Here is a 15,985-nt window from a genome sequence, read left to right as displayed (position 1 = left end):
GTTCTCTTCCTTTCCGGCAATTTCCATTTGGTTATAAAGCTCTTAGATAATCTGTGGTACTCGTTAATTCTGACCATCTGGCTGAGAGGAATTTCGCATAGTTTACTGAACTGATTCCATAGGATCCTAGAGAATGGCCATCATTGATCTCTACCAGTTTCATATTCCCTTCTTGATCCACGCCAAAATCCATTCCATATGCAGCCGGTGCATCCTTAAAATCGGTAATTGCTTTTTCGATAACGCTAGCATCCAACGTTGAATCCCATGCCCCTTTATAGCGCCTGATATCCAGAATTTCTCCGTAACGAATAAAACAGCGCCACTCTGTTTTGAAATCGACAATCTCAGAACACCATATGCTAGTATCCTCATTCTCCTCCACAAGTCCAATAAAATCGATGTATTCTTTCACCACTGTTCCTGCAAACTTTTTGGTCGTATCCTTTGGTTTGATGAACACATTCCAACTTTCTTTATCTTGAAAAAGTTCATTAATCGTTGTACTCCACACTTTTCTTCCCAGGTAACCTGCTAAGGCATTTGGATAATCTATTTCTCCTTGTGTTCTTCCACATCCTAATTGTTCTAGACGCTTTCTTACATTGCCTATGCCTCCCACCAGTAGGCTTTCGGGGCTATTATCCTGGATCTCTCGTAAATCAAAAAACTTAATAGTTTCCCAACCCAATGAACTAAAGCCTTCATTAGCAATAAACGCATTGACATTATAGAAGTCCCCATTGTTATTTGTTTGTATATACGCTCTCATCGGATTCTCCTCCTCACTAACTTTCATTGTTACATAAAATGCAGCCATGGCATGACAAATAGGTTTCATGTTTTCCACATTTAGGGTACCCTCTCGGGATAGTTGGTTGATCATCATCCTCTTCAATCTCAGACCATTGCAGATAATGATCCAGATTAACATTATATTTTTCGAAGGCATAAATCATCACCCTAAACTGCTCCAAACATTGTATGACCCAGTCTTTACGTGGTTCATAACTTAATTTCTTCCACCCTGTTTCGGTGATTGCATTAGTAATCATGCGCAGCATAAACTCTTTTTCTTCATCAAAGGTGTCTATAGTCCATGGTATCTCATCAATATCGAAACCAACCGTACCGATCCCCACGACAGACTGATCTCGCTGTGCCAGCCAGATCGTCATTTCTCTCTCCCGATTCGACTTGGCTAACATTGACCCACTGATCGTTAGCACCTCTATAAAAACTGACATTAATCCGTTAGACATGCGTATTGATTCAAACATATGGTCAAGATTCCGTGGCATTGATATACTGTTCACCGTACTCAGCCCTCTTTTCCGCTCCTATTCGTTTTCATCCGTTTCAGCCCAGATTGCAAATTCTCCGTAACCCAAATACTCACGCACCTCAAGTACCTTATCGCCAAGTATCACGATCTCCATGCCATTTTCAGCGTCCCATTCGGTGCCTCCACCCAGAATCGCTCCCAATCTCTTATCATTCGAATCGTATGGATTCCGATAAAGTTCAACGTCGGCAACCGACATGAATGCCAGGATGCCCTTACCTTCAGCTTCAGCCAAGCCAGCAGGATATTCCGCCGTATCATACGACATTTTCTCTGTTTTCCATTCATATGATCGTTTGCATATTTCGTTAATCGTATTATCCAGTAAGCAATTCCACAACTGACACAATAGGAACAGCTGGAGTTGCTCTTGCAACCGCTCTTTGATGAATCTACCTTGAGCGGAATCTGTCTAATAAACATCATCGAACCCTAGGATCAGCCAGCATCTTCGTGCTGAGTAAAACACAATATAAAAGCATGATAATGTTGCTTCCATAGTAAATTTTGACCAATCTATATTTTCCAATTTAAAAATTAACAATTGATCCAAATCAACTTTAAGGTCGGAAAGTAGCGTTTTTGTTAATTCTCTTGCTTCTATCTCATTGGATACTATTTGGTCGGTACACGTTCCTTGGAGGAACATGCTGATTAATGAACCTTCAAACTCATACCTGTTCAACACTACTGCTTGGTCCAGTCTATCGTCGTTAATCGGCAAAAAGTCAGAATACTCTTCTATGAACTCGTCGCTTAATATCAAGCATTTCAGCAAATCTGTGTTCTTTTGGTGTGATGCAAAATCCATTGGCTTCGAGTATCGAAATAACGAAAAATAAAAACTGCTCGTACCTGAATATTTCCGTTTTAATAAATCTATCGTATTATATGATATCACCATCTAAATCTAATCACCTCATTCTAATTATCTTCGATAATACCTTCTCTTACGAGTTCACTTTTTCTTGAGGGTCTTAGGACGACGTCATTGGGCAATCCAATTCGTTCTCCTGTCTGTCCGCTATAAAACATTCGGCATGTTCTACACTCTTTAACCACATGACCATTCCCTAAGTTTGTGTAATATCGAAGCTCACCCTCGCAAACATCACACCCTTCTTCATATGATCTATGGAATATAAGAAAATTCCCAATCAAAGAAATATACAGATGGGAATAATATTTCACTTCTCGTTCAATCTGCATTCTCGCGATTAACCTTTTGGATTCCTCAACCATGTCGTCTGAAAATACTAATTCCTCAATATTCATCTGCATAAGTTGATCATTTAGCCATTTTGTCCAATCCGGATATGTATTCTTTATAAATTTCTCGATGTGAAGCCAGGATTGTTGTATCCCCTCGATAACTTTCAATGGGTTTACCGTCCCCTGTTCAAATATTACATACGTCGCAAGTATTTCGTTAGCCTTCTTAATATGACTATAAATATTCATGAATTCACCTCCTCTTTCTTCAGTCATGCCTTCATATTACGATGTCTTTCCATTGTAAATGTAAATGAAGAGTGATTGGAAATGAATACAAATAGAGACTTTCACTAAAGGAAAGTCTCTATTTGTATTATATATTGTATTTTACTGAGCAACTACTTCACTACTAATAACAAATTATAAAAACATTATTTACCCATTAAGCTGAGTCATCATTTCTTTCATATAACGTGTTCCATGGACTTCATTTTTGGGGCTTACCTTTTCAATACGAGCTAAGTCATCAGGTGTCAGTTCAATCGTTGCAGCGTTCGCGTTTTCCTCCAAATATTTGATTCGTTTCGTTCCCGGAATCGGCAATGCGTTGTTAGCCATGGTCCAAGCTAAAGCCAATTGCGCAGGCGTACAACTCTTCTCCAGCGCGATCTCTTTGATTTTATCCACAACTTCTACATTTTTGGCGAAATTGTCTCCTTGGAACCTCGGCATATATCTGCGCAGATCATTAACATCCAAATCCTCGAATGTCCGTATCTCACCTGAGATAAACCCTCTGCTTAATGGACTGTATGCAATATGAGTAATATTCAATTCTCTCGCAGTCGGTAGAATCTCGTCCTCAATATCCCGGCTCCACAGGGAATATTCACTCTGCAACGCAGAGATCGGATGAATGGCGTGTGCCCGACGTAAAGTGGAAGCCGATGCTTCCGACAAGCCTAGACAGCGGACTTTTCCCTCTTTAACCAAGTCAGCCATCGCACCAACGGTTTCCTCAATCGGAATCTGAGGATCTACCCTGTGTTGGTAGTACAGATCAATATAGTCTGTATTCAGCCGGCAAAGACTTGCTTCTACAGCCTTTTTCACGTAATCCGGATGGCCATTCAACGTTTCATAGTTCGGAGTGTATCCAAATTTGGTAGCAATAATGGCCTGATCCCGACGTCCCTTCAGCGCTTTCCCCAGTAGTTCCTCATTATGACCGTTCCCATACACATCTGCTGTATCTAGCAGTGTAACGCCAATCTCCAGCGCGTGATGTATGGTCTTCATTGACTCCTCATCATTGGTTTCCCCGTACATCCCCGGAGACATGCCCATAACTCCCAGTCCAATCGAAGATACGACGATATCGCTATTTCCCAGCACTCTTTGCTTCATTTCTCCATCTCTCCATCCGTTAATATTAGTCTTTACCGATGCTTTCCATTTGGTCTAGCAACTTGCTCTCTGATGGAAGCTTTCCTGTTTCTATGTCTTCATAGATGGTCAATTTGTTATTCACCGCTGCAAGTGCTTCGGCAATTTCAAGTTGGCGGCGATGTAATTCCTCTTTATATTCGTGAAGGATCGCTTTCCGTTGTGGAATCGTTGAGTCACCATCCAGCGCCAGACTAACCATATGTTTCAGTGTAGATACTTTCATCCCCGTTGCCCGGAAACAAGACATCAGTCGCATCCAATCCAGATGTTCTTCCTCGAACATCCGATTTCCATGTTGATCCCGTTGAATGTAAGGGAGCAGTCCCTCCTTCTCGTAGTAACGAATTTTATGTGCAGGACAACCCAGCCGCTCCGAAGCTTCTTTTATCGAGAAAGCCATAATGCTGACTCCTCCTTTATATTCATTTGTGGATGTATTGGCCGGTTCTTTTACATCCTAAGGCTTAATGTTCACATTAAGGCAAGCACTAATTTCAAAAAAAATTAAATTCACTGACGTTCACTATTTTTAACAAATGGAGGACATAGCACACGCTTCGGTACTGGGAAATAACGAATAGAGGAGATATGTCGAAAAGATCGGGTGAAAAGCTAGGATTCGGAGAAAAAAACTTAGGGGATCTGAGCAATTATTTCACTTACTTTAATTGTTGATTGCCATAAAGTACCCTGGATTGATCACAGTTTAATGGTTCTGTAAAAAGTCTATCCATGAAGTATTCAAGCTGCCACTGTTGCGTTTTGAGAGCCTGCTTACTTGTTGGATTGCCCCAAGGCGGATATACACGTATGGCTCGCTTGCCACCTTTGTCTTGATTCGATATGATATCTCGCTGTAACAATACAAACTTCGGAAATACAAATTACCAAAAGTGGCTACCTGTGCGCATACTAATGACATACACATCTGCTGGATCTAATACGTCATATGGGTGAAAACTTTACTATTTTAACATCCCTGACAAAGTCTCTTCCATTCATTCCATACCTTTAAATACTCAGGCAGATCATCCGGATGATGCTTGTTACTCAGCCCAATTCGGCAATATAGATGGACCAGAGCTTTCTCTATCAATCTGGATTTATCCATATCTACTTGCTCTAAAAGTTCGAACGCAGCAAATAATGTTTCGGTGTTGATATCATCCGGCGAAGAGCTAAAAGCATATAAGAAATCATAGAGGATAGGTCCAACCATTGGAGATGGGTCAATGACGCCGATGAGTTCATTTTGAGCAAACACAAAATTATGAACACCCGTATCACCATGCAAAAGAAACTTCTCTTCTTGCTCATGAAACAGGCGATCCACTATAGATTGAACCAGATTATAATCATCTGTCGTTAAAATACTTCCAAGATTGATCTTTGCTTCATGAACGCTAATCTGATTGAATTCTTTCCAGGTCCTCTGTGGGAGCTCTATTCTGCCCCATGATTCCGTATCTGAAGAATGTACATATGTATTGAAAAGCTCTTTCACCAGACGAGATAACCAGTCTCTTTTTTGTCCACGGTTGAAATGGGTCGTGCCTTCCATATAGGTATAAATAAAATATGTGTTGTCCCGATCAGTCAACAAAACTTCAGCCAATAACTGAGAATTCTTATACGTGTGCAGAAACTGCTGGGCAATATGAATCTGCTCAAGTTCATCCGATTTCAGAATGTATTGTTTATTCAGTTTCGTACTCAACCGATAAACACGTCCGGCGGTGGTACCTGACAAACTTTGAATTTCAGTGATTTCTTCGTTGATATGATGCATCTTGAATAGGTCATTGATCTCTTTTTTCGTTGGATTAATTAACATATGCTTCTCCTCATGTAACTAGGATCTTGATCCATCTGGTAAATTATGCTCATACAGGTGTACCTCCGTTCTGTTTTCTATACTTTCTCATCAATAATATGTTTGCTATCATCCCGCTGCTTATCGAACTGCTGTTTTTTGATTTCAGTTTTCAGATGGTGCACTTCTTTGATCAATACATCCAGCTTTTTCGATGTTTTGGATGAATCTATCGCATAACGTACAATTGCAGCAAAGATAAGAACCACAATAAAACTTATAAGTGATACGATGATTAACGCCCATAAAAACTCCATATTGTTGTTCCACTCCTTGCTGTCAAAATAATAAATAGTAAAACTCTTCCGAAAACCAAAACCATATAATCCCCAGGATAACCATAATGGTTCCTAGCACTTTTAATATTATTTCTATATGTTTAGGGATATCACTATTGGGAGGGTTATCTTCAAACTCGTGATTCGGTTTAATTTCTCGATATCTCATCAGAACAAATATTTTGTATAATAGGTCAGGAAAGAAGTAAAATGCAATGCCGACGACAAATACGGGAGTAGATAAATAACCAAAGGTACTGGTAGTCCATTCCATCTCTATTTCCTCCATAATCAGCCTCCTTTTTCCTTACTGAATTCCGGCTGTACCAAACGTATTTTCAATGGCTTCTTTATAATTTTCCCAATCAAAATAAAACGGGCCTACCTGTAGTTTCTTCTTATTCAATAAGAAGTCTCTCCAAATCACAACATCATCCTCTCTATCAATCTTTACAGAAATATATCCACACTCTTCATCCCCACACCAAGGACACACTAAAATTGGATATCTATAATACATAGTTTCATGTGGCTTCGTAAGTAAAAAACAATCAATAAGAAGTCTTTGATATTCATCGCTACCCCATCCCAGACAAGGTACCAATTCATGTTTTTTCAGCCTTTGGTAAAGGGATCTACCATCAATAATGATGTCAGCAAATTTCGTGTTTTTATTTCCGTCCTGTTCAGGATCGAACTCGTCGTATCTTGAAGCTAATTTGGTTTCTAAGATGCTAATTTTCACTACAATTCCTCCATAATCAGCCTTTAGGGCTCACTCTCACTCTTCCTCTACAAGAATATCAGCACAACGAACAATCAATTCAGGCATATTCTCTCCACCAAATAGAACATGAAGTTCATATCCATTATCGATCCGATACAGCTCTTGATACAGCCAGTAACTGCCGACAATCTCTCCCTCTTGCTTGATGATTTCGGGTGCAACCAGCGTAAGTTTATTTATATTGGTAAAGCCCCCACGGGTGTCAAAACGGAAGACCACTTCATCACCCGTCAGCAGTTCTGTCACTGTACAATCATGATATTGAACCCTGCCATGTATCTCATCGGGAATATCCTGCGCCATCATCACCTCTCTAAATTCTTTCGCTGCGTGATCCACATGTCTCTTATTTTCCGCACTTTGTTTCTTTAATTGCTGTAAAATCTCTCTCGTGCAATAATCCAACGTAAACACACGAATATCCGCAATTTGTTCAACGATTTCCTGTGGCAAATTCTCCGCCTTGTATTGAAAAGTCCACTCCATCGATTCTTTGTACTCTTCCTTGCATTTCTTCTCATCAAAAGGAGGGCGTATATCATATTCTGCAATGAGTTTCTCGATATGCGCTCGTTCTTCCGGAGGCATGTGGTAAACGATCTGATCCTCTTCAGTCACTTCTTCCTCACCGAAAGCTTTGTCTACGCGAGTGAGCACTTGACCATCATGCTCCAGCATGAAACGTGGGTCCAGGTTATATAGCTCTCGCTCCTGCTTCACATGCGCTTTTTCCTTTCTTTTATACAGCCTTAAAAATAGATTCTCATCGAACTCGTAAGCTCCGTTATGTACTCTTAAACCAAAATGAAGATGTGTCTGCTGACACAGCTCATACCATTCTTTCGTTAAATATCTCATATGCATCTCTCCTACTGATTTTTAGAATCTACTTCAATAATCGTCTTAGCGATAACAGATCTCGTAAATCCTAACACCTCGACCACTTCAGATCGAGCTCGTTAGAAATTGCTCTATTGTTTTCACCGCTATTCCTCCAAAATCTTCAGCCTCAACGATTCCTTATATTCAACAAACGTACTGGTCTACCCCAAGGTTTGAAACAATTTGTGTTTTATTTCTTTGTCGTTTCGCGCCGCCCATTCATGCACAGCTTCTAGGCCTGCGGACTCCTGACCTCGTTGAAAATAAAAACATAGATCCATCGGCACTAACCGTTTACCATAGAGTTTGATGCCAATCCGTCTGTAGTTCATATAAATACACTCAATCTGAGATGCATCATATCTCTGATGTTTCGTTGAAATCACATGATCGCTCTCCAGCGTAATACTGGGTTTAGTGAAAAATAAACGCAAGACCAGAAAAACGATATAACCGAGAATAAAGGTCAATATAACGATCAGGAAGTACTTCATAATACCATTTTCATCATAAATAATATTTCTGAAAAACATAGCTTCAATGACCAACATACATAGTAGGCTCAACCATGCTCTTGGATAAATCGTCTTGTATGTGATGAGTTCCACCTCCTAATTATTCTCTCCATTAATCCGAAGCCACTCGGAAGGGGCTTTTCTGGCAAAATGCTTTTCAACAAAATCCAAAATGTCATCAATTCCGGGTAATGCCGCGTTTTCTCTGGCTTCGTCAAACGTCATCCATTGGTACTCGGTATGTTCATGATTTAACCGGACAGGCTGGTCTTCATCCACATAGCCTACGAATACGGGAGCAATATAGATATACTCCTCCTTGGGTGAATAATATTGTTCGAATTGATTCGCAGAATACAACCGGACTTCCGTAATACCTGTTTCCTCATGAACTTCTCTAAGTGCAGCTTCCCATGCCTTCTCGCCCTTTTCTATCCCGCCGCCCACATAACACCACTCGTTATGCAACATACGACTAGCCCGCTTCAGCATCAGTACACGGTATTGATCGAGGCTTTTCTTCAACAGAACTACAGCCACGCCTTCACAACGAATGGGAACTGCCTGTTTCACGTGCTCTGTACCATTCAATTTCTCGCCCCCTTCTCTTCAGAATCGAAGTCCTCCAAAACTTTAAACTTATCCCCGTGGATTTTGTCCAGATGATCTTCTCCCCAATAACACAGATAATCCAGGGCAGGCTTGAGTCCCCAACCGTAGTCCGTTAACTCATATTCCACTTTGGGAGGCACCTCTGAATATACCTTGCGCTGCACAATCTCGTCCTTTTCCAGTCCTCTGAGCTGTGTTGTCAGCATCTTCTGTGTAATGTCCGGTATCAATCGTCGAAGCTCCGATGTGCGTTTACGTCCGGTCATCAAGTGGTAAATAATCAAAGGCTTCCACTTCCCGCCCATCACTTCCAAGGCCGCTTCTACACCAACTTTATATTTCTTTGGAATGCTTGTTTCTCCATGTTCCGTCATTTTTGAACCCCTCCATAATCAGGCTGTATCCCAAGTGAAAATATAAACTTTTTGCTGTTCTTCTTTATATTATTAAGCTCATTTCGAGCATTCATTTAGGGTACTTTAATGTTCCTATGGCACTTCATTCTTCCTATAGAACATCAAAGTGCGTACTTCCAGATGTTTTCATACCTGTTTATAATAGCATCAGCCATTGATTTATGGCTACAAGACCGCAATCCAGAAAGGTAGTGAAAGATAAGATGAACGTACTTGTTGTAGTATCCCACCCAAGAAAAGATTCCTTGACCTTTCAGGTAGCTCAACGTTTTGCACAGGGTCTTACTGAGGCCGGTCACGGTTATGAGATATTGGATTTGCATGGGATTGGCTTCGACCCAATTCTCCGAGAGATGGATGAACCAGACTATACCCAAGAAAATCAGGTGTTCTCGCCTGAGGTTGAAACGGAGATGGCGCGATTGAAGAAGCACGACGCTGTGGCTTTTGTGTTTCCTCTCTGGTGGTGGCATCTGCCAGCCATGTTGAAAGGTTATGTGGATCGTGTCATGAACAACGGGTTTGCCTATGGCACGAACAAACTTCCTCATCAACAGATATTGTGGATTGCTCTGTCGGGCGTAACGGAAGAACAGATGCATAAACGCAACTATGGGCAATCGATCGCCAATCTGCTTAATGTGGGGATTGCTGATTACTGCGGCGTGTCCCAATCGAAGGTTGAGTTTCTATATGAAACGTTGGAATCCAAGCCTGAGCATTATGAGGCACTGCTGAACCATGCACATCACTTGGGACTGAACTATGCCAACGACATTCCGACGCTGTAAAGATATTAATAGCGCTGCATGGTTATAACGCCCCAACTCCGCTTGAACACGCCAAAAAAGGTCGCTCCGAAGAGCGACCCTACTTGTGTGTCTTGCATTATTTTACTGTCGAGAGAAGAAACTTCTCCAACATACTGGTATCGGTGATGCTATGGTTGCAAGCTGTGTTATCCATGCATACGTACTGGGCTACAGAAGAAATATTGTCTGGCGTATAACTCTTGGTCTTCACGTTGAAGAATCCGAGCTCCTGATGGCGATGACAGAACATACAGTATCCCTTCTTGTTCGTCGCCGTAATTCGCCCCTCAATCCCTAGGAACCTGCCTTCATACGGATACACGATGAACAAGCGATCGGTAGCAATATCGGTCCATCTCAGATAAGTTGTACGTGCGTAATCGATGGATTCCAGATCCGGCACCTTGAGCTTCTTTACCTTGGGAAACAGCTTCTGAATCTGCTTCGCGGATACTTGCGGAAATGGAATCAGATATGCTTCCAGCTGGTTCAGATAGGTCTGCAACTCATGTGTCGTCTCATACGTGGATAGCTGTTCCAGCAATTGCTTCTGCTCCGGAGTGAGTTCATTAAAGATGCCAATGGCATTCGTGCTAACGGTATAACGAACCGTATCCAACACTTTGGGGTCCACGACCGAGCGTAGCGTTTTGAGCAGGAAATCAGCTTGTTTTTGAATGTAATTGAATTGATGATTCTGACTAAATGGTGTTTGCATGGCGTTCAGCCCCTTATTTTTATTAGAAAAATAAAGTAAGGTGCAAAGTCTGCGGGTTGAACCATGATGTTGATGTTGATTCCAGGGCAAACGATCTCATTTTGTCGCGCCCTACACAAAGTCCGCCCCTATTCAGGCTTTGCGTAAGGCTTTCTAGCGAACGAGCAATCCGGCATCATCCATATTGCCACGTCATAACCCCCAATACGATAGATATATCGGAATTATAGCAGGGGCCACATAGTATAGGCAACGGGCTTCGTTCCAATCTCCAATTATAAAAATATACTTTTATCTTAGATTTATAGATGATATAGTTTAAATTTTTCTAGATCTACATTGAATTTGCCTTCTATAAGTATGTCCAGTCCTAATAAACCGTTAATATTATGATATTTAAATGAAGTAAAATCTATTGGAATATCCTTTAAAACAAAATCTCCCACCTGTATTCCCTCGACACGCTTACTAAAAGCATGTTCCTTACCGCCAACTTAAACCTACATTCTTCCGTACCTTAACAATGACTTGATCTTTAGAAGTATGATAGACCAAGGTATTATCCCGGCTATTCAGTAATTCTTGGGTTGCTTTTTCATCGCTTACAGGACCGATCACAGCGACCTCATCTATAACTTCTTGATTTTCTGTCTCTTCAGAATGAAGAACTTCAAACTTCACGAATTGATTCGGGAAAATTTGTTGAACCTCTTGCCATTTCATAGTCATTCCTCCTATCGTTTGATGATATTATACCACTTAGTAAACATACACCAATCATTGAAGTTTCATCTGTCCTTTAGTCATTATTGAAAAATAGAATACTATCCAATTCAATATTCAACGTAAATAGAGTCTTTATAAAGGCTTTTGATGCTTCTACTCAAACGCCTATTAACACAAAGAAGCCACCTCCCTGGCCTTCCCCAGTTCAGTGACTCCATTTTACAACCCTATTCTAACCCCTACATTCAACTACTCTTTCACAGCCCCAACCACGATTCCCGTTACAAAATAACGTTGCAGGAATGGATACACAAGCAGGATCGGCAGTGCGCTGATAAAGATCTGTGAAGCCCGAATCGTCCGTTGGGACAGGTTCGCCACTGCTTCCGGATCAAGCTTCGACATGTCAGCCTGCACGATGATCGTCTGCATGAATGTCGCGAGTGGCAGCTTTTCCGCATCACGAATGTAGATGATTCCGTCAAAGTATGCGTTCCAATGCCCCACCATCATGAAGAGCGAAACCGTTGCAATAACGGGTACGGAGACAGGCAGGTAGATTTTGATAAACGTCTGAAAGTGTCCTGCACCATCGATAAATGCAGCTTCCTCCAGGTCCTTCGGAACGGTACGGAAGAAATTCAGCAATAGAATAATGTTAAACACTGCAACCAATCCTGGCAGGATCAAGGCCAGCAATGTGTTCATCAGTCCCAGCTTCAGAATCAGGATGTACCCCGGAATGAGGCCACCACTGAACAGCATTGTGATGACAAAATACCATAGATAGATGTTACGTGCGCGGAACACCCGCGTCTCCTTGGAGAGTGCATAAGCTGCAATCGTATTAACGATTAACGCAAGTCCAGTACCTAGCACCGTCCGCTCCACAGATACCCATAAGGAGGAGAGGAAGTTGGTATTGGCAAATGTCTTCGCATACGCCTCCAGTGTGAATCCAATCGGCCAAAATGTTACGAGACCCGCATTTGCAGGTGCAGATGCGCTAAGTGATACCATCAGTAAGTGATACAAAGGCAGCAAGCAGAGCAGTGAAAGGATGGTCAGGAACACATTGTTGAATATGCTGAATATGCGGTAAGGCATCGTTTTATGGTACATTCATTAGTCATCCTTTCTAGAAAATTCGGTATCCGGCGAATCGGTAAGCCAGTCGGTACGAGATCACAATCAGGATCAGGCTGATGACCGATTTGAACAGATTCACAGCGGTAGCGAAACTGAACTGCCCACTAAGCAGACCTTCTCTATACACAAACGTATCGATAATATCTCCTTGTTGGTAAATCAACGGACTATATAAGTTAAATATCTGGTCAAAGTTGGCGTTAAGCACATTACCCAGTGCCAGCGTTGCGATTACGATCCCAATGGGAATCAGTGCCGGGATGGTAATATACATCGTTTGCTTCCAGCGTCCTGCTCCATCCACTTCAGCTGCTTCATAGAGTGCAGGGTTAATGCCGGACAGTGCCGCGAGGAAGATAATCGTGTTGAATCCAAACTCTTTCCAGACATCACTCGCAATAATCGTGAACCGGAACCAGCTGCCATCCCCCAGGAAGAAGATCGGCTTGATACCAAATACGGAAACCAGGAACTGATTGACAATACCCGTCTGGGCCAGAATGTCGATCAGAATGCCTGATAACGTAACCCAGGACAGAAAGTGTGGAAGATACACGAGCGTTTGAATCGTTCTTTTCAGCGCCATCTTCCGTACCTCGTTGAGCAATAAGGCGAAGACAAACGGAATGATCAGATTCATGACAATCTTGGAACAGGCAAAGAACAACGTGTTCCACGTAATTTGCAGGAAGTAATCATTTTCCCACATATACCTAAAGTGCTTCAGCCCTACCCATTCGGAATTGAAAAATCCCAGGGCAGGTTTATAATCTTGAAATGCCATCAAAATCCCGGACATCGGAATGTATGAAAATATAAAGACCATAATGGCCGCCGGCAACACCATGAAGTGCAGAATCCATGGCTGTTTGTAGCGTTTTTTTCTCTTTTTATCCAGCTTGTTCCCAACGTTTGCCTGTGGGATCCGCTTACCCTCCAATTTAGCCTCCATAGCGCTTCTCCTGTTCCCAAAAAAAGTTTTTGTGTGTGATCGGGTTCTCTGATATAAATAGTATCAAGCCATTCTGAGGTCTGCTATATAACATTGTTAGGCTTGATAGTGTTTTGTTAGGGACATCATTGGAAGAGGTTGTTTACACACGAATTAGAAGGAGACTTTTTATGCATATATGGAAGCGCTTCAACCCTTTTCAAAGCAAGACTCGATCCCGATTCAGTCTTTTTGCCAAAATAAACTTGTTAATTGTGGTCTTATTCATCCCCATTCTGATCATGTACACCTACTCGAACAACGTCACCTATGATGTCGTCAGCAAAGAACTGCAGATCTCCAACACGAAGCAGCTCACGTTTCTGTCCAGTCAGATCGACTCCCGTATCAATCAGATGATGGATTTCAGCCTGATTCTCTCCCGAGATCCCAATGTCAGAGCATTCAACGGCCTTAACATGTGGGATGATCGATATGACCGGATGCAGACCCGTTATGTGATACAAGAGAAGATGATGCTGCAAACTGGCGTTACGGATATATGGCCCACCCGATATGCGGTGCATTCACAGCAGAATGAAGATGTCATCGCCAACTACAATCGAACCACAGGATATGATGAGGCGTATTTGAAAAAGAATATGAGCGGACAATGGACCTATGGGGACCAGGGTGCGGAATCAAAAGACAAGCTGCAATCCTTCTATTGGTTCTATACCGATTCCTTGGCACAGCCGGGGATGCTCACGGGAAGTAATCTGGTGATTGAAGCCAGCTTCAGTTATGAGAACATTCAAAATATGCTGGATACGTATAAGGCGGGCGGACAAGGCGATCCTTTCTTATATCACAAAGGAAATTCACCCATTCTGAATCGCAGCGCGGACAAGCAGTTATCCGCAGAACTCATTCAGTATCTGGATACACACTCTCCAGAAGATACCACGCAAGATGTCGTGAAGCTGAACGGGAAGAAATATCTGGTTAGCTCTGTGAAGTCCACTTATCTGGATTGGCACCTGGTGGACGTGATCCCGTTGTATCAGATTTTGAAACCCATCTCGCTGAGTCAGAATCTGTTCTACACCTGTATGATTTTACTGTTGGTGGTGGGCATCTCTGCTTCAATCTTGCTGTACCGGAATGTGCAATATCCGATCAAAAAGCTGATCAAAGGCTTACGCCGCGTCGAGCAAGGGGATTATTCTGTCCGACTGCATAGCAAAACCCAGAATGAGTTCTCATTCCTGTTCCGCCGATTCAACGATATGTCCCATCAGATTCAGGATCTGATCGAGAATGTATTCCATGAGAAAATTAGAGCCAGGGAAGCAACGCTAAAGCAGTTGCAGGCCCAGATCAATCCGCATTTCCTATATAATTGTCTTGGCTATATCATCAACATGGCCCAGATGAAGGACGAGCAAGCCGTCGTCTCCATGGCACATAACCTAAGTGCGTATTATCGCTACACCACCCGTATGGAACGGGAGACGTCGTCGCTACAAGAAGAGATCAAGCTGCTGATCAACTATCTGGATATCCAGAAGCTGCGCAATGGTCGTATTGAGTATCACATTGATATCCCTGAGGATATGCTCTCTCAGTCGGTGCCACGTTTAATGCTTCAACCGATGGTCGAGAATTCCGTGATTCACGGTGTAGCGAAGTCCTATTCATCCGGGGAAATCCGAATTACCGGGGAGCGCTTGAATGGTTTTGGCAGAATATACATCGACGACGACGGCCCCGGCCTAAGCCCGGAACAGTACGAAGCGCTGAACTTGAAGATGCAGGAACCTTTACAAGAAGAAATGGGCTGCGGTCTTTGGAATACGCACCAACGAATCACGCACCTGTTCGGCAGTCATTCCTACCTCCTATTTGGCCCATCCCCACTTGGCGGATTCCGAACCGAAATCATCTGGGAGATACCGAAAGAGGACACGAATTCCGATAAAGATAATACCGATACGAATTGATACGATACTAACGATAAGTTGATATTTGATTTTGAACGAACCATTTACACGTGAACATTTATATAAGGCCTTGTTTAAAATAAATGATTAGAATTTACGTGAACTCAAGCGAAGGATTGAAGGGATTCTGTAGAAACGAAGTGTTCGCCTTTCAAGCACCATTTTAACCTTATAATCATCTAATTCAGAAAATGGGGCTTGAACAGCGATCGAAAGAACCCTTCAAATCCGTAGCGACCTCGTTCACAAGAAGCATCCATTGATTTTAATTATT

20 protein-coding genes are annotated in these 15,985 nt (G+C 42.2%); 2 read left to right on the top strand and 18 right to left on the bottom strand.

Going from position 1 to position 15,985, the window contains the following annotated elements; all coding sequences use genetic code 11:
* Nucleotides 1-31: 31 nt before the first annotated feature.
* From NYE45_RS07675 to NYE45_RS07610, 14 genes are all read right to left on the bottom strand, one after another.
* The gene (locus tag NYE45_RS07675) at nt 32-820 is read right to left on the bottom strand and encodes an ATP-grasp domain-containing protein (protein WP_340016251.1); all 789 of its coding nucleotides are present in this window, start codon (nt 818-820) and stop codon (nt 32-34) included.
* Complete coding sequence (locus NYE45_RS07670) at nt 789-1,280, bottom strand: hypothetical protein (protein WP_340016250.1); 492 nt, start codon at nt 1,278-1,280, stop codon at nt 789-791. Before NYE45_RS07670 ends, NYE45_RS07675 begins: the two co-directional genes overlap by 32 nt.
* Before the next feature lie 60 nt (nt 1,281-1,340).
* Nucleotides 1,341-1,613: a hypothetical protein gene (locus tag NYE45_RS07665; protein WP_340016249.1), complete on the bottom strand. Its 273-nt coding sequence runs from the start codon at nt 1,611-1,613 to the stop codon at nt 1,341-1,343.
* Between the two features lie 656 nt (nt 1,614-2,269).
* On the bottom strand, nt 2,270-2,806 hold the full coding sequence (locus NYE45_RS07660; protein WP_340016248.1) for a hypothetical protein: 537 nt from the start codon (nt 2,804-2,806) through the stop codon (nt 2,270-2,272).
* A 189-nt stretch (nt 2,807-2,995) separates the two neighbouring features.
* On the bottom strand, nt 2,996-3,967 hold the full coding sequence (locus NYE45_RS07655; protein ID WP_340016247.1) for an aldo/keto reductase: 972 nt from the start codon (nt 3,965-3,967) through the stop codon (nt 2,996-2,998).
* A gap of 25 nt (nt 3,968-3,992) precedes the next feature.
* Nucleotides 3,993-4,409: a MerR family transcriptional regulator gene (locus tag NYE45_RS07650; RefSeq protein ID WP_091033235.1), complete on the bottom strand. Its 417-nt coding sequence runs from the start codon at nt 4,407-4,409 to the stop codon at nt 3,993-3,995.
* A 570-nt stretch (nt 4,410-4,979) separates the two neighbouring features.
* Nucleotides 4,980-5,843 carry a phosphotransferase gene (locus NYE45_RS07645; RefSeq protein ID WP_340016246.1) on the bottom strand — a complete coding sequence of 288 codons (864 nt, stop codon included), beginning with the start codon at nt 5,841-5,843 and terminating at the stop codon, nt 4,980-4,982.
* Nucleotides 5,844-5,920: 77 nt separating this feature from the next.
* Complete coding sequence (locus NYE45_RS07640) at nt 5,921-6,139, bottom strand: hypothetical protein (RefSeq protein WP_340016245.1); 219 nt, start codon at nt 6,137-6,139, stop codon at nt 5,921-5,923.
* Nucleotides 6,140-6,161: 22 nt separating this feature from the next.
* Nucleotides 6,162-6,449, bottom strand: a complete 288-nt coding sequence (locus tag NYE45_RS07635) for a hypothetical protein (RefSeq protein ID WP_340016244.1) — start codon at nt 6,447-6,449, stop codon at nt 6,162-6,164.
* Between the two features lie 18 nt (nt 6,450-6,467).
* Nucleotides 6,468-6,905 carry an oxidoreductase gene (locus tag NYE45_RS07630; protein WP_340016243.1) on the bottom strand — a complete coding sequence of 146 codons (438 nt, stop codon included), beginning with the start codon at nt 6,903-6,905 and terminating at the stop codon, nt 6,468-6,470.
* Nucleotides 6,906-6,941: 36 nt separating this feature from the next.
* The gene (locus tag NYE45_RS07625) at nt 6,942-7,805 is read right to left on the bottom strand and encodes a DUF4085 family protein (RefSeq protein ID WP_340016242.1); all 864 of its coding nucleotides are present in this window, start codon (nt 7,803-7,805) and stop codon (nt 6,942-6,944) included.
* Between the two features lie 185 nt (nt 7,806-7,990).
* A complete protein-coding gene (locus NYE45_RS07620; protein WP_340016241.1) occupies nt 7,991-8,380 on the bottom strand; it encodes a hypothetical protein in 390 nt (129 codons plus the stop codon).
* Nucleotides 8,381-8,440: 60 nt separating this feature from the next.
* Entirely contained in the window at nt 8,441-8,935 is a 495-nt protein-coding gene (locus NYE45_RS07615) for an NUDIX domain-containing protein (RefSeq protein WP_340016240.1), read from the bottom strand.
* A complete protein-coding gene (locus NYE45_RS07610; RefSeq protein ID WP_340016239.1) occupies nt 8,932-9,330 on the bottom strand; it encodes a helix-turn-helix domain-containing protein in 399 nt (132 codons plus the stop codon). The genes NYE45_RS07615 and NYE45_RS07610 overlap by 4 nt, the downstream gene beginning before the upstream one ends.
* A gap of 245 nt (nt 9,331-9,575) precedes the next feature.
* Between NYE45_RS07610 and NYE45_RS07605 the strand changes: the two genes are divergently transcribed.
* The gene (locus NYE45_RS07605; protein ID WP_340016238.1) at nt 9,576-10,163 is read left to right on the top strand and encodes an NAD(P)H oxidoreductase; all 588 of its coding nucleotides are present in this window, start codon (nt 9,576-9,578) and stop codon (nt 10,161-10,163) included.
* Nucleotides 10,164-10,260: 97 nt separating this feature from the next.
* On the opposite strand, the gene NYE45_RS07600 is transcribed toward NYE45_RS07605, so the two are convergent.
* From NYE45_RS07600 to NYE45_RS07585, 4 genes are all read right to left on the bottom strand, one after another.
* Entirely contained in the window at nt 10,261-10,902 is a 642-nt protein-coding gene (locus NYE45_RS07600) for a FusB/FusC family EF-G-binding protein (RefSeq protein WP_340016237.1), read from the bottom strand.
* Nucleotides 10,903-11,385: 483 nt separating this feature from the next.
* Nucleotides 11,386-11,625: a hypothetical protein gene (locus NYE45_RS07595; protein WP_340016236.1), complete on the bottom strand. Its 240-nt coding sequence runs from the start codon at nt 11,623-11,625 to the stop codon at nt 11,386-11,388.
* 252 nt (nt 11,626-11,877) lie between these two features.
* A complete protein-coding gene (locus NYE45_RS07590) occupies nt 11,878-12,750 on the bottom strand; it encodes a carbohydrate ABC transporter permease (RefSeq protein WP_340016235.1) in 873 nt (290 codons plus the stop codon).
* A gap of 16 nt (nt 12,751-12,766) precedes the next feature.
* Nucleotides 12,767-13,624, bottom strand: a complete 858-nt coding sequence (locus NYE45_RS07585; RefSeq protein WP_179087181.1) for an ABC transporter permease subunit — start codon at nt 13,622-13,624, stop codon at nt 12,767-12,769.
* Between the two features lie 275 nt (nt 13,625-13,899).
* Here NYE45_RS07585 and NYE45_RS07580 point away from each other — a divergent pair, with 275 nt between their 5' ends.
* Nucleotides 13,900-15,711, top strand: coding sequence for a histidine kinase (locus tag NYE45_RS07580; protein ID WP_340016234.1), 1,812 nt, complete (start codon nt 13,900-13,902; stop codon nt 15,709-15,711).
* Nucleotides 15,712-15,985 lie beyond the last annotated feature (274 nt).

The organism is Paenibacillus sp. FSL K6-1318, from assembly GCF_037976905.1.
In the GTDB taxonomy this organism is placed as follows: domain Bacteria; phylum Bacillota; class Bacilli; order Paenibacillales; family Paenibacillaceae; genus Paenibacillus; species Paenibacillus amylolyticus_A.
The sequence above is the reverse complement of the archived record's forward strand: the minus strand, read 5'-3'. Positions and strand labels throughout refer to the sequence as shown.

Bases quoted from the DNA above. Each gene is read 5' to 3' on its own strand.
- NYE45_RS07635 (WP_340016244.1), bottom strand. From the start codon at position 6,449: ATGGAGGAAATAGAGATGGAATGGACTACCAGTACCTTTGGTTATTTA.
- NYE45_RS07650 (WP_091033235.1), bottom strand. From the start codon at position 4,409: ATGGCTTTCTCGATAAAAGAAGCTTCGGAGCGGCTGGGTTGTCCTGCA.
- NYE45_RS07640 (WP_340016245.1), bottom strand. From the start codon at position 6,139: ATGGAGTTTTTATGGGCGTTAATCATCGTATCACTTATAAGTTTTATT.
- NYE45_RS07620 (WP_340016241.1), bottom strand. From the start codon at position 8,380: ATGTTGGTCATTGAAGCTATGTTTTTCAGAAATATTATTTATGATGAA.
- NYE45_RS07660 (WP_340016248.1), bottom strand. From the start codon at position 2,806: ATGAATATTTATAGTCATATTAAGAAGGCTAACGAAATACTTGCGACG.
- NYE45_RS07580 (WP_340016234.1), top strand. From the start codon at position 13,900: ATGCATATATGGAAGCGCTTCAACCCTTTTCAAAGCAAGACTCGATCC.
- NYE45_RS07670 (WP_340016250.1), bottom strand. From the start codon at position 1,280: ATGTTTGAATCAATACGCATGTCTAACGGATTAATGTCAGTTTTTATA.
- NYE45_RS07625 (WP_340016242.1), bottom strand. From the start codon at position 7,805: ATGAGATATTTAACGAAAGAATGGTATGAGCTGTGTCAGCAGACACAT.
- NYE45_RS07590 (WP_340016235.1), bottom strand. From the start codon at position 12,750: ATGTACCATAAAACGATGCCTTACCGCATATTCAGCATATTCAACAAT.
- NYE45_RS07585 (WP_179087181.1), bottom strand. From the start codon at position 13,624: ATGGTGTTGCCGGCGGCCATTATGGTCTTTATATTTTCATACATTCCG.
- NYE45_RS07600 (WP_340016237.1), bottom strand. From the start codon at position 10,902: ATGCAAACACCATTTAGTCAGAATCATCAATTCAATTACATTCAAAAA.
- NYE45_RS07605 (WP_340016238.1), top strand. From the start codon at position 9,576: ATGAACGTACTTGTTGTAGTATCCCACCCAAGAAAAGATTCCTTGACC.
- NYE45_RS07655 (WP_340016247.1), bottom strand. From the start codon at position 3,967: ATGAAGCAAAGAGTGCTGGGAAATAGCGATATCGTCGTATCTTCGATT.
- NYE45_RS07610 (WP_340016239.1), bottom strand. From the start codon at position 9,330: ATGACGGAACATGGAGAAACAAGCATTCCAAAGAAATATAAAGTTGGT.
- NYE45_RS07665 (WP_340016249.1), bottom strand. From the start codon at position 1,613: ATGTCGTATGATACGGCGGAATATCCTGCTGGCTTGGCTGAAGCTGAA.
- NYE45_RS07595 (WP_340016236.1), bottom strand. From the start codon at position 11,625: ATGAAATGGCAAGAGGTTCAACAAATTTTCCCGAATCAATTCGTGAAG.
- NYE45_RS07645 (WP_340016246.1), bottom strand. From the start codon at position 5,843: ATGTTAATTAATCCAACGAAAAAAGAGATCAATGACCTATTCAAGATG.
- NYE45_RS07675 (WP_340016251.1), bottom strand. From the start codon at position 820: ATGGCTGCATTTTATGTAACAATGAAAGTTAGTGAGGAGGAGAATCCG.